Here is a 12,649-nt window from a genome sequence, read left to right on the forward strand (position 1 = left end):
GGGCCGCTTAGTACCGTCGGCCGCAAACAAGGCTTGGGAGGGGTGCACCAAAGTGGCTCCTGCCGCGCCATGATGCGGAGCTTGGACTGTGACGGCACATGCGATCACCGAAGGATTTAGCGACTACAAGGGCTATCGCACCTGGTACCGTGTGACCGGGGACATCGGGTCGGGCAAGGTGCCCCTGGTCGTCGCTCATGGTGGACCGGGCTGCACCCACGACTATGTGGACTCATTCAAGGAGCTTGCCGGAACCGGGCGAGCCGTCATCCACTACGATCAGATCGGCAACGGCAAATCGACCCATCTGCCGGACAAGGGCGGCGACTTCTGGACCGTCGATTTCTTCCTGGGCGAACTCGATGCGTTGCTCGCCCATCTCAGCATTGCCGGCCATTATACCCTGCTCGGCCAGTCCTGGGGCGGCATACTCTCGGCCGAGCACGCCGTGCGCCGCCCTGAGGGGCTGAAGGCATTGATCCTGGCCAATTCGCTGGCCTCGATGGCGCTGTGGGTGGAAGGAGCCCGGCAATTGCGCGCCGAGTTGCCAGCCGATGTGCAAAGTGCGCTCGACCGGCACGAAGCGGCGGGAACCACCGATCAGCCCGAATATGTTGCGGCGACGAAGGCTTTCTACGACCGTCATGTCTGTCGCGTCGTTCCGATGCCGCCAGAGGTCGCCCGGACATTTGCGGCAATCGAGGAAGATCCGACCGTCTATCACACCATGAACGGTCCGAATGAGTTCCACGTCATCGGCACGATGCGGAACTGGACCATCGTTGACCGCCTGCATCGGATCGAGGCGCCGACCCTGGTTTTCCGCGGCTTCTACGACGAAGCGACCGAGGCCTGCGTCCAGCCCTTTCTGGATCTTATCCCGTGCGTTGAAGGCCTGGTCTTCCCGAATTCCAGCCACATGCCGCATGTGGAGGAAAAGCACGACTGCCTCAGCGCCGTCGGGCGCTTCCTGGCCAAATACGATTGACGTTCCAGCACCAGGCCATCTGTTCCAACGGATCGTCGACACGACGCAGTCGTCGTGAGGCAGGTTCAGAAAACCTCGAACCGTCCCATTTCTCCGCCGACGCACATTGCTATGCCTCGGTGATGGCGACGCCACGCTATGTGGATGTCTCGCAAAGGCCTGCAGGGTCGTCCGATGAGGCCAAATCACGGGCAGAATGCCAGATCACGGACAGCATAAAGGAGCCCATTCGAGCGCCTTTTCCATTGCCCGCGGAGGCGAAGGCCTAACGTTGCGGCGCAGATTGGCATGTCGCCGGCATGGCCGCAATCAGCCTGCCATCCCCTGAACTGGCATCCCGTCGCTGAAAAACCTGACGGATACGGAGGACCAAGTTGCCGGTGGGTACGGAAAGTATCGGACCCAAAGTTTCGCCAAGCAGTTGCAACCGAATTCATTAGCCGGCGTTAAAGTGCGGGTGATCTAGCGGGGCATGGGGAGGCTTTCATGCAGACGTATCTCGTCGAGCGTATGGACGGCGACGATGTTATCTCGGTGCGCGTTGTCAACGCGCCGAGTCCGTTCAGAGCCGCAGCTATGATGACGGGCGGGCGTGTTACCTTCCGAACGTGGGAAAAGGATTGGATCCGCGTGACCGACGAAAATCGGGGACAGATCTATGCCTATTGTTTCGTCCCCGGCAGCTATTCCGACACCGAAACATCGGCGGTATCGTCCGGAAGAACCACCGAATAGGCAATATGCCTGAATAGCGGCAATTCCATCTTCGACCCCACCTTGGTCTTCGAGCCCGCCTTGGCATGTGTCCGTGTCATGCGCACCACAACAGCCAGCGAGCCCGGCATGATTGGCTCTGCCGGCGGCTTGCGAAACAGGCGAAGTGACTAACCAAGCGTCATTGAGCGAAGATCGGGGCATCATCAGAATGATCGATGAAAAGATTGGGGCGGGGGGCGATAAGTGACCCTAATCTTAGCGTAGGCAACTCATGTCTTCGGCATATTTGGGATCAGAAGTCGCGGATCAGGATCTAGCGGTGGATTGTCAGACAACGACCTCGGATAATTGGTCAAGTGTCCCACAATACGCACTGGATCAGGGTGGTCCCGTACTGCGCCCATTTCAAAGATTGGGCGTCGATTTTACCAACATTGCGGCCTTCGATCACCTGAGAAATGTCGTCCGCCAGTACCCCGACAAGCTTGCAATCAGCGACGGCGCCAATCGTCTGACCTATTCCCAGCTCCTCCGGTCAGTCGAGACGCTGTCCCACCAGATCGCGGCGGCCGTCCCAGACGGACAGGCGATAGGGATTCTTCAGGCCAACTCGGCCTGGTATCCCATTGCCATGCTGGCAAGCATGACGGCTGGGCGGCCTTCGGTGCCACTCAACGCGCGAGATCCTAGCTCGCGTATCCTTGAAATCGTGGCCGGGGCGCGGCTCTCGGCTGTCCTGGGCGAGGGCAATGTCCGACCCGATGGTTTGCCTCACCTGGTCAATTGGATCGATGTGTCGACCAGTGCGGCCTCGCAGGCTGGGCAAGTGCCTCGTTCTTATTCCGTCTCGGTCGATGCGCCCGCCATCGTGCTTTATACGTCAGGGAGTACGGGCCGGCCCAAAGGCATCGTTAACAGCCAGCGCAGCTTGCTGTGCCGGGTCCAGCAATATGTCGATGCGTGCCACATCAACTCGGATGACGTTTTCCTGCCATTGACCGGACCGGCCACAATCGCCGGGTGCCGGGAGATTCTTGCTGCTCTTCTCACCGGCGCCACCTTGCATCTGGTCGAAGTCGAAGCGGTCGGCTTGCGCGCCGTTCAACGCCTGGTGCGATCCGAAGACGTGACAATCACCTATCTGGTGCCGGCACTGCTTCGCGCGCTTATGGCAGACGGACCTGCAGAAGCGTTCCATTCACTCAGAGTCGCCCGGATCGGTGGCGAGAAGGTGCCCTGGACCGACATCGCCCTGCTGCGCAAGGCCGTCTCCGATACGTGCCTTATCCAGATCGGTTATTCGTCAACCGAGACCACCGGCTCGCAATGGTTCCTGCCGCGAGACTGGCCAGAGCATGGAGATTCGGTTCCAGTTGGCTGGCTGCTGCCTGGAATCGCCTTCGCAATTGTCGACGAAGCGGGCCGCCGCGTTCAACCGGGCCGCAGCGGAGAGCTTCTGATCAGGAGCCCGTATGTCCTGCTTGGCCATTGGGAGGAGGGGGCGGTTGTGCCGGCAACATCAGACCCGCACGATCCAGGCCTTCGGATTTTCGCGACAGGTGACCTCGTTCGACTTGATGATCAAGGCCTACTGCACATCGTCGGTCGCAAGGGGCGCCAGGTAAAAATCAACGGTCGACGCGTCGAGCCAGCCGAACTCGAACGGGTGCTGCGTTGTGCACCCTCTGTCGCGGATGCCGTGGCAATCGTCACGGCCGCGAATGAGCTTGTCGCCTTTGCTATTCCTCGGCGCTCGGCCGAAGCGACCTTTTCGGACGAGCTTCGCCAGCTTGTCAGGACCAATCTGCCGCCGCCGCTGCGTCCCTTGCGGTTGCACACGATCGCCGAGATTCCGCGTCTGCCGAGCGGCAAAGTCGACATCACGACACTTGCAGAGATGGATCTTTCAGCCAGAGAGACAGCGGCGACCGCGCGTCCGCTCGAGCCGCAAGGCAAGCTGACCGCGCAGCAGGTCGTCCAGCGGGCATGGACCAGCATTCTCAATACGCGCGTAGCGGCAGGACGCTGGGATGACGCCGGAGGAGATTCGCTAAAGCTGCTGCACTGCGTCATGGAAATCGAAAGCGCCATCGGGCAGGAACTCGGCCTTGAGGCCTTCACCGTCGGGATGAGCCTGGAGCAAATGATCAAGGCGGTCGTGTCCGCCCAGGCAGGCGATCAAAGCGCGCGCGCCCAGAAGCACGACCCTCCCATTCTTTTTCTGTTCCCCGGGTCCGTCGGCTATGGCCCGAGCCTTGCTGCCTTTGCAGCAGCGATGGGCAAGGTGACCCGTGTTGCCCCGATCAGGTATCCGGCCCTGGCTATGATACTGCGCGGACAAGACAGCCTCGCCGATATGGCCGACGCCGCCGTCGACCAGATCCGCCGCGCCCAACCCTCGGGCCATGTACGACTTCTCGGCCATTCGCTCGGCGGCGCTGTTGCCTTCGAAGTTGCGGCGCGGCTGCTGGCAGCGGGGCGAACCGTAAAGTTCCTCGGCATCCTCGACACCAGCCTCGTCGGGGAGCGAAGCGCCCGCTGGGAGACGTTTACGCGCACAGTCAATCGAATCCGAACCAACCGCGTGTCCGCTTACCGGATGGCTTGCCGCGCCCTCGCGAAAGTTGCCGTGGCAATGAAGCGCGAGGCACAACTGGTCCAGTTTCTCGACCGCTTCGCTCAAGGACAGTTCAACGCGACGAGCTTTAGAACCAAACTAGAACTGCAAGAGGTTTTGCGCGCGCAAGCCTTCTTCCAGTGGGTGGCCGAGCCAAAGCCGGCTCTGCCGATCACAGGCACCCTGTTCCGCTGTGCTCGACCCGGAATGCCTCTGGCAATCGGCTGGGATAACGTCTTCGCCCATCTGGACGTGATTCCGATCGTCGGCAGCCACATCGATCTGGTTGTAGAGCCTCACCTTACCACCAATCGTCCCCTTATCGAGAAAGCGGTGGCGAAAACCTATTCGCCAATCGAGTCTCGCAAACTGGAGTACAAGCCATCGACCTGATCTCATCATTCGGCAAAGACGCCCTGGTGCTCGACGCTGGCGCGGAAGTCGATCGCATCGTCCAGATCTTGCGCCAGCAGGTCCTTGGCACGCTGCGACGTCGAGGCGTGGTTGTCGGCCTCTCAGGCGGCATCGACAGCTCCGTCGTTGCGGCGTTGTGTGTTCGCGCCTTTGGGAAAGGCAAGGTCCTCGGGATATTCATGCCGGAGCGCCATTCCTCCGGCGACTCACTGAGGCTCGGCCGCATTGTCGCCGCACACCTTGGTATCGAAACGATCCTGGAGGATATAACGCCGGCCCTGGAAGCGACCGGCGCCTATAGACGGCAGACCGAAGCAATCCAGACCGTCGTTCCCGAATATGGGGACGGCTGGAAATGCAAGCTGGTGCTCGCCTCGGTTCTCGAGAGCAACGGTCTCAACATCACGCGCCTCACGGTTCAGGACCCCGAGGGCAGGACCGACACAGTGCGCCTGCCGTCGGCAGCCTATCTGCAGATCGTCGCTGCAACCAACTACAAGCAGCGCCTGCGCAAGATGACCGAATACTACCATGCCGACCGCCTCAACTACGCGGTAGCGGGCACGCCGAACCGCCTGGAGTACGACCAGGGCTTCTTCGTCAAGCAGGGCGACGGAATTGCCGACCTGATGCCAATCGTCCACCTCTACAAGACCCAGGTCTACCAATTGGCCGAATATCTTGGGGTGGACGAAGAGGTCCGGCGCAGACCGCCCACCACGGACACCTTCTCGATGGCGCAGAGTCAGGAGGAGTTCTACTTCGCGCTTCCTTATTATCTGATGGATCTGTGCCTCTACGGCTTGAACCATGGGATCGCCGACGAAGACGTCGCTGAGGCAACCAGCCTCACGGTGATGCAGGTCCAGAAGGTTTTCAAGGATATCGACAGCAAGCGGCGCGCCGCACGTTATCTTCACGCGCGGCCGTTGGTGTCCTCTTCAATGGGCGAGGGCTAGGCGATGTGCGGCATCGCCGGAATTGTGTCGCTGAGCGCCGCAGCGGCGCCCCCTTCCCGGGATGCGCTGATACGCATGGCGGGGGCGCTGGCGCATCGCGGCCCGGACGAACGCGGCCTTTACCGGGACAGACGTGCGGGATTGGCGCATGCCCGCCTGTCCGTCATCGATCTCGCAAGCGGCCAGCAGCCACTCGCCGGCGCGGGCGACACAATGTGGATCGTCTTCAACGGCGAAATCTTCAATTACGTCGAGCTGCGACAAGATCTGGTTGCGCTCGGTTATTGCTTCCGCACACGCAGCGACACCGAGGTCATCGTCCATGCCTATCATGCGTGGGGCGAGGCCGCCTTCGAGCGAATGAATGGGCAGTGGGCAGTCGCCATCTGGGACTCCGTGGCAGCTCGTCTCGTCTTGTCTCGGGATCGGTTCGGCATTTGCCCGCTGCACTTTTGCGAGCATGGCGGGCGGCTTTACTTCGCCAGCGAGGTGAAGGCCATTTTCGCGGCCGATGCGGATATACCCCGCGCCTTCGATCCAGCCGGCATCGATCAGACTTTCACACTCTGGACTGTCGCGCCGCCACAAGGCGTGTTTGGAGGAGTAAGCGAACTCACGCCGGGGCATATCCGCATTTATGACAGCGGCGTCGTCCGGGAGCGGGCTTTTTGGAAGCCTGACTATCCAGAGGTTGACGGACCCGGCGATGATGAATTCACCGGCTCGCTTGATGACGCGGTGGAGGAAGTGCGCAGCGCCCTGGACGCCGCGACGGCGCTCAGGATAGTACGCGCCGACGTGCCGGTCGGCTGCTATTTGTCCGGCGGGCTCGACAGCTCGCTGGTCGCCACGCTGGGGAGACGCTTCGCGGGCGAGCGCTTCCAGACTTTCTCGCTGCGTTTTGCCGACGCCGAGTATGATGAGACGCATTTCCAGCGCCTGGTTGCCGGCGTGGCCGGCAGTGACCATCATGAGGTGGTTGTTTCGCGCAGCGATATCGCTGGCATCTTCCCTGAGGTGATCTACCACACCGAGCGGCCAATCCTCAGGACCGCGCCGGCGCCGCTGTTCCTGCTCTCGAGACTGGTGCGCCAGCATGGCATCAAGGTCGTGCTGACCGGCGAAGGGGCCGACGAAATGTTCGCCGGCTACGATTTGTTCCGCGAAGGCAAGGTCCGCCGCTTCTGGGGACGCCAGCCCGCCTCGACGCGACGCTCGCGGCTGCTGGAGCGCCTCTATCCCTATCTCAGCCGCTCGCCGGTACAGCAGCAGGCGATGGCACGCCAGTTCTTCGGGCGCGACATCCACGCCTGTGACGCGCCTGGTTTTGCGCATGGCACGCGCTGGCGAACCACAAGCGCCATCAAGCGGCTGTTTTCGGCAGACATGCGCGCCCAAACGGAGCGCCATAACGCCGTGTCCGAGCTGCTTGCCCGCCTGCCGCCGGAGTTTTCGCGATGGGGCTCTCTTGCGCAGGACCAGTATATCGAGATTCAGACGCTGATGTCGGGATACCTGCTTTCCTCACAAGGGGACAGAATGCTGATGGCTCATTCCGTCGAGGGGCGCTTCCCGTTCCTCGATCATGAACTCGTGAGACTCGCGAATTCGCTTCCGGCCGCCTACAAGCTGCGCGTGCTCGATGAAAAGCATGTGCTGAAGCGCGTAGCGCAACCGATCGTGCCGTCGGAAATCGTCACCCGCAAGAAGCAGCCTTACCGGGCTCCCAACGCGCTTTGCTTTGTCGCAGATGGCGCTCCGGCCTACATTCGCGAAGCACTTTCGGAGGCGGCGCTGCGCGAAGCGAACGTCTTCGATCCCAAGTCGGTTACCCGGCTCTTGAGCAAGTGCCAGGCCAGCGCCGGCGGCGGCGACCTGTCCAACTCCGACAATATGGCGCTGGTCGGAGTGCTGTCGACGCAGCTTCTCCATCGGCAATTTATCGCGAGCCGTCCAAGTGGGGCCCGCACGCTCAAGCTCAGCATCGATATCGACCGCGAACACCGCGAAGAGGTGCTCGCATGATGCATGGCGCCGTACCGCTCCTGCACGACTATCTCACCCACTCTGCCAGCCGGCTCGGCGAGAAGGTGGCCCTGGTGTGCGGCAATCAACGCGTCACTTATGGCGATCTCGATATGCGTTCGAACGCCATAGCGCACCATTTGACCGATGCCGGAATTGCGCGTGGCGATCGCGTGGTGGTCTTCGCCGACAACACTGTCGAGGCCGTCATTGCGTTCTGGGCGGTGCTAAAGGCCAACGCCGTGGTGTGCATCGTCAATCCGCTCACCAAAAGCGACAAGCTTGATTATCTGCTCAACGATTGCCGCCCGACGGCACTGATCACCGACAAACACCTGCACTCGATTTTCAGGGAGCCGGCGCGGAATTGCCCATCGTTGCGCCGCATGATCGTCTCCGGGCCGATCGAACACAGCGACCTGCAAGAATTGCCGCATGCTGTGCGCTGGGACGCTGCGGTCGCGGCAGCCGGCAGCACGCCGCCCTGGCGCCGCTGCATCGACATCGATCTCGCTGCGATCATTTATACGTCCGGCTCGACGGGCGAGCCCAAGGGCGTGATGCTGACGCATCGAAACATGATCGCCGCGTGCGCCTCGATTTCCTCATACCTGGCGCTTGCCGAAGACGAGGTGATCCTCAATGTCCTGCCGCTCGCCTTCGACTACGGTCTTTACCAGATGATCATGGCATTCGGCGCGGGCGCCCGGCTGGTGCTTGAGCGCTCATTCGCCTTCCCGGCGCAGATCCTTGGGCTGATCAAGCAAGAAAGGGTGACGGGTTTTCCCGGCGTACCGACCATCTTCGCCGCACTCGGGGAGCTCAGGTCTCTCAGGGATCAGGATTTTTCGAGTATTCGCTACGTCACGAACACTGCGGCCGCCCTGCCGCTCAAGCACATTCTCCTGCTGCAAGAGCTGTTTTCTGGCGCCCGCATCTATTCGATGTACGGCCTTACCGAATGCAAGCGCTGCACCTACCTGCCGCCGGAGGATCTGGAGCGAAAGCCGTCGAGCGTCGGGATCGCCATCCCCAATACGGAAATGTGGATTGTCGACGAGCATGACAGGCGGGTCGGCCCCGGCATCGTTGGTCAGCTCGTCATCCGCGGAGCGACGGTGATGAAGGGCTATTGGGGCAAACCGGAGGCGACAGCCAGGAAGCTCAAGCCCGGCCCGCTGCCGGGTGAGCAGGTCCTATACACCGGCGACTACTGCCGGATGGACGCCGAGGGCTACCTCTACTTCGTCGGTCGCGGCGACGAGATCATAAAATCGCGCGGAGAGAAGATAGCGCCGAAGGAGGTAGAAAACGTGTTGATGAACATTGCGGGCGTACGGGAAGCCGCGGTCATCGGCGTTCCGGACGAACTGCTCGGGCAAGCAGTGAAGGCATTTGTCGTGATGGAGCAGGGAAGCATGATCGGTGAAAAGCAGTTGCAGAAAGAGTGCCAGAGACGGCTGGAAAACTTCATGGTTCCGAAGTCCATCGTCATCGTACCCAGTCTGCCGATGACCGACACGGGTAAGCTCAAAAAAACGGCCCTGTCATGAGTCGGTACCAGGGCGAAGTTGATCAGCATTCATCTTTTGTACCGGAGGCGAAATAAATGTTATCTACCAAGGATAGAACCGATACCTGCAGCGAACAAATTCGCGCTTTCCTGGCCTCGAATTTCTATATAGCCGATCCCGAGAGCCTGGAGAGCGACACCTCGCTCCTCGACCAGGGCATCGTGGACTCGACGGGTGTGCTCGAGGTTATCGGCTTCATCGAGGAGACCTTCGGCATCACGGTCGAAGACAGCGAGCTGCTGCCGGAGAATCTCGATTCCATCGAGGGAATTGCGCAATACGTCATGCGCAAGAGAAACTGACGCAAGAGAAACTGATTTCCGAAATCTCGCGCAACTCTGTTTCAGCTTCCCGGCCGTTTCTAGCCGCGACAGCGCGTCTACCTGCCGCGGCTGCGATGCTTACGCCTGCGCCCTCGTATGTCCCACAACCACCCTGACCTCACCGGCCTGGTTGGTGACTGCCCGGATACTCTCATAGGCCTTGGAACGCTCGAGCAAACTCATGACCTGCCGGTCCTGGCCAAGCCCCACTTCGAAAAGGAGGATGCCTCCGCGCCGCAAATAGCGCGGCGCCTCCTTGAGCACCCGCATGTGGATGCTCAGGCCGTAGGGGCCGGCTGCGAATGCTTCACGCGGCTCGAGCTCGACCAGATGCGAACGGTCGCCCTCGAGCCGTTTTTCCGAAATGTAGGGCGGGTTGCAAACGATCACGTCGATAGTGCCGTCGAGCTCCAAGCCTGAGAAGGCGCTGAACAAGTCGCCCTGAAGCACCGTTACCCGGTCCTCGATTTTAAGATGGGTGACGTTGCGGCGCGCGACCTCCACGCATCCGTCGGTAAGATCGCTTGCCCACACGCGCGCGGTGGGAGCGTGGTGCGCGATGGCGCACGCCAGATTGCCCGCCCCACAGCACATGTCGACAACGCGAGGCACCGGCAGGTTCAGTTGGCTCAGGACATCGAGAGCGGCCTTGCCGAGCAGTTCCGTTTCCGGCCGAGGAACAAGCGCACCGGGCGAGACCAGCAACTGCAATCCCATGAAGGTGCTGCGCCCCCTGCCGTAGGCATCGGCAACATTGATCTCTTCGCTCACGACACTCGCCTCCCCGATTTAGCCGGCGTTGGTGGCCGACGTACCGATGAAGTGTATCTCAAAACCGTTTAACTCTCGATCGACAAAATCAAAACCCATCCGTCGCCAGACGCTTTGAAGCCTTGATGCTACAAAGATGATCATAAGCTTCTGCCGGGTGTCATGATTAGGAATATCTCCTTACCTGACCCGGTTATCCCCAGCCTGGCGAGCCAGTTGCCGAATTCTCAGCCTGGCGTCACGATTTTGCTACATTTTAATCAAAGAAGGCACGTATGTAAGCAATTCGTAATGTTCAGCAGCGGGGCGGGGCTGCTGCTTCCCGGAAGGTTAAAGTTTGTCCCTCATCGAAAGAATCGACGAGATTGCGCGGCAATTTCGCGTCAACGAGCGCACATCATGAAGTCGACCAAAGGGCGCTCGCTCGATCTCCGCTCCGCAATGTTCGGCTGTGTGCACGGCCTCGTCGGCGTAGGCGTTTTCTCGGCATTGATAAATATCCTCGCCTTGACCGGCTCCGTCTACATGCTCCAGGTCTATGACCGCGTGCTGCCTTCGCAGAGCGTGCCGACTCTTATCGGATTTACAGTCGGGATGCTGGGACTTTACGCGGCCTATGGGCTCCTCGATTTCGTGAGGCTTCGCCTGTTGGTCCGCATCGGCAGCCGCCTGCATAGAAATCTGCAGCAAAAAGCGTTCGCAGCCTCGCTTTCCCTGCCCCTCGTCGCCGGGCCGGATGCGAACCGGGTACACCCGCTTCGTGATCTGGACCAGCTACGTGGCTTTCTTTCCGGGCTCGGGCCGACAGTCTTGTTCGACGCTCCCTGGATACCATTTTATATGGTGGTCATCTATCTGCTGCACCCCGCGCTTGGCGTGCTGGCAACGCTCGGCGCATGTGCCGTTGTGTTTTTGACGGTGGTTGCCGAGATCATCGGCCGCAAACCAGCGGCTCGTGCATCTGAGACACTCGTAGCGCAGCGGCTTCTGGCCGACTCCGGCCGCCGCAACGCAGAGGTTGTTCAGGCGATGGGCCTTTCCGCCCCGCTTAGCCGGCGCTGGAACGAGGTCAGTCATCTTTATCTGAAGAACCAGGAACGGCTCTCCGACGTCGTCGGCGCAGCAAGCTCACTGTCGAAGACGCTCCGAATGGCCCTGCAATCATGTGTGCTGGGGCTTGGTGCCTACCTTGTGATCGGAGGCGAGGCCTCGCCCGGCGTGATCATTGCATCGTCCATATTGCTGGGCCGCTCGCTGGCACCGGTCGATGTGGCGATCGCAAACTGGAGAGGGTTTCTGGCAACCCGCAAAAGCTATTCCGAGCTGGCGGCAGCCCTGGATGCTTTTGATAGCCAGCAAGAGCCAATGGAACTGCCCGGCCCGAAGGCTGAGCTTGCGGTCGAGGAATTGACCGTCGCGCCACCAAGCCTGCAGAAGCCCACCATCTTCAATGTAAGCTTCCGCTTGGCGAGAGGCGCAGGGTTGGCGGTCGTCGGCCCGAGCGGCTCCGGCAAGACCACGCTCGTGCGCGCTTTGGTCGGCGCATGGAAGCCGCTTCGTGGCACGGTAAGATTGGACGGCGCCTCGCTCGATCAGTGGAACTCAGAACTGCTCGGCATTCATATTGGCTACCTGCCGCAGGACGTTGAGCTGTTCGACGGGACGATCGCCGACAACATTTCGAGGTTCGGCGGTAAAAGCGACGCAAAAGGCGTGCTGGCAGCTGCCAAGGCCGCGGGCGTGGACAAGATGATCATGCGTCTTCCGCAGGGTTTTCAAACACGCATCGGAGAAGGCGGCGCGGCCCTTTCGGCTGGGCAGAGGCAGCTCGTCGGGCTTGCCAGGGCACTTTACGGCGATCCATTCCTCGTCGTTCTTGACGAACCAAATTCCAATCTGGATGCAGACGGTGATGCTGCTTTGGCCGGCGCAATCCTGGCAGTGCGTCGGCGCGGCGGTATCGTGATCGTCGTTGCGCATCGCCCCTCCGCTCTCGTCAACATCGATCAGGTACTCGTCCTGTCGAACGGGATGCTCCATTCGTTCGGCTCGCGCGAAGACGTTCTGGCAAATGTGGTCCGGCCCTTCCCGCGCCCGGACAAGCCAAACATTGTCGTTCCGCTGCAGCACGGTGCAAGCGGGCATGCGTGAGGTATTGCTTAGTGTCTAACGTGACCATGTCGTCATATGCTGCGGTTGGCGGCGAAGGCCCGCCGACCGGGCAGAAGCCGCAGCCGGATGGGATTCGAGCCAATCTACCC

At 60.9% G+C, this 12,649-nt stretch carries 9 protein-coding genes; 8 read left to right on the forward strand and 1 reads right to left on the reverse strand.

What is annotated here, in order from left to right:
• Positions 1-88: 88 nt before the first annotated feature.
• The 7 genes from NKI39_RS27880 (at position 89) to NKI39_RS27910 (ending at position 9,596) form a co-directional block, all read left to right on the forward strand.
• Positions 89-988 (forward strand): proline iminopeptidase-family hydrolase, encoded by a 900-nt coding sequence (locus NKI39_RS27880; protein WP_352835870.1) that lies wholly within the window; start codon positions 89-91, stop codon positions 986-988.
• A gap of 486 nt (positions 989-1,474) precedes the next feature.
• Complete coding sequence (locus NKI39_RS27885) at positions 1,475-1,723, forward strand: hypothetical protein (protein WP_352835872.1); 249 nt, start codon at positions 1,475-1,477, stop codon at positions 1,721-1,723.
• A 253-nt stretch (positions 1,724-1,976) separates the two neighbouring features.
• Positions 1,977-4,715 carry an AMP-binding protein gene (locus tag NKI39_RS27890; protein ID WP_502898619.1) on the forward strand — a complete coding sequence of 913 codons (2,739 nt, stop codon included), beginning with the start codon at positions 1,977-1,979 and terminating at the stop codon, positions 4,713-4,715.
• Complete coding sequence (gene nadE / locus NKI39_RS27895) at positions 4,712-5,695, forward strand: NAD(+) synthase (protein WP_352472523.1); 984 nt, start codon at positions 4,712-4,714, stop codon at positions 5,693-5,695. Before NKI39_RS27890 ends, nadE begins: the two co-directional genes overlap by 4 nt.
• A gap of 3 nt (positions 5,696-5,698) precedes the next feature.
• Positions 5,699-7,720, forward strand: coding sequence for an asparagine synthase (glutamine-hydrolyzing) (gene asnB / locus NKI39_RS27900; protein ID WP_352835877.1), 2,022 nt, complete (start codon positions 5,699-5,701; stop codon positions 7,718-7,720).
• On the forward strand, positions 7,717-9,273 hold the full coding sequence (locus NKI39_RS27905; RefSeq protein WP_352835880.1) for a class I adenylate-forming enzyme family protein: 1,557 nt from the start codon (positions 7,717-7,719) through the stop codon (positions 9,271-9,273). The genes asnB and NKI39_RS27905 overlap by 4 nt, the downstream gene beginning before the upstream one ends.
• 56 nt (positions 9,274-9,329) lie before the next feature.
• Complete coding sequence (locus NKI39_RS27910; RefSeq protein ID WP_023675628.1) at positions 9,330-9,596, forward strand: acyl carrier protein; 267 nt, start codon at positions 9,330-9,332, stop codon at positions 9,594-9,596.
• Between the two features lie 99 nt (positions 9,597-9,695).
• Here NKI39_RS27910 and NKI39_RS27915 read toward each other — a convergent pair whose 3' ends face one another.
• Complete coding sequence (locus tag NKI39_RS27915) at positions 9,696-10,388, reverse strand: N5-glutamine methyltransferase family protein (protein ID WP_352472474.1); 693 nt, start codon at positions 10,386-10,388, stop codon at positions 9,696-9,698.
• 399 nt (positions 10,389-10,787) lie between these two features.
• On the opposite strand from NKI39_RS27915, the gene NKI39_RS27920 reads away from it, so the two are divergent.
• Positions 10,788-12,539, forward strand: coding sequence for a type I secretion system permease/ATPase (locus tag NKI39_RS27920; RefSeq protein ID WP_352472473.1), 1,752 nt, complete (start codon positions 10,788-10,790; stop codon positions 12,537-12,539).
• Positions 12,540-12,649 lie beyond the last annotated feature (110 nt).

Source organism: Mesorhizobium sp. M0664 (assembly GCF_040320565.1).
Classification (GTDB): Bacteria; Pseudomonadota; Alphaproteobacteria; order Rhizobiales; family Rhizobiaceae; genus Mesorhizobium.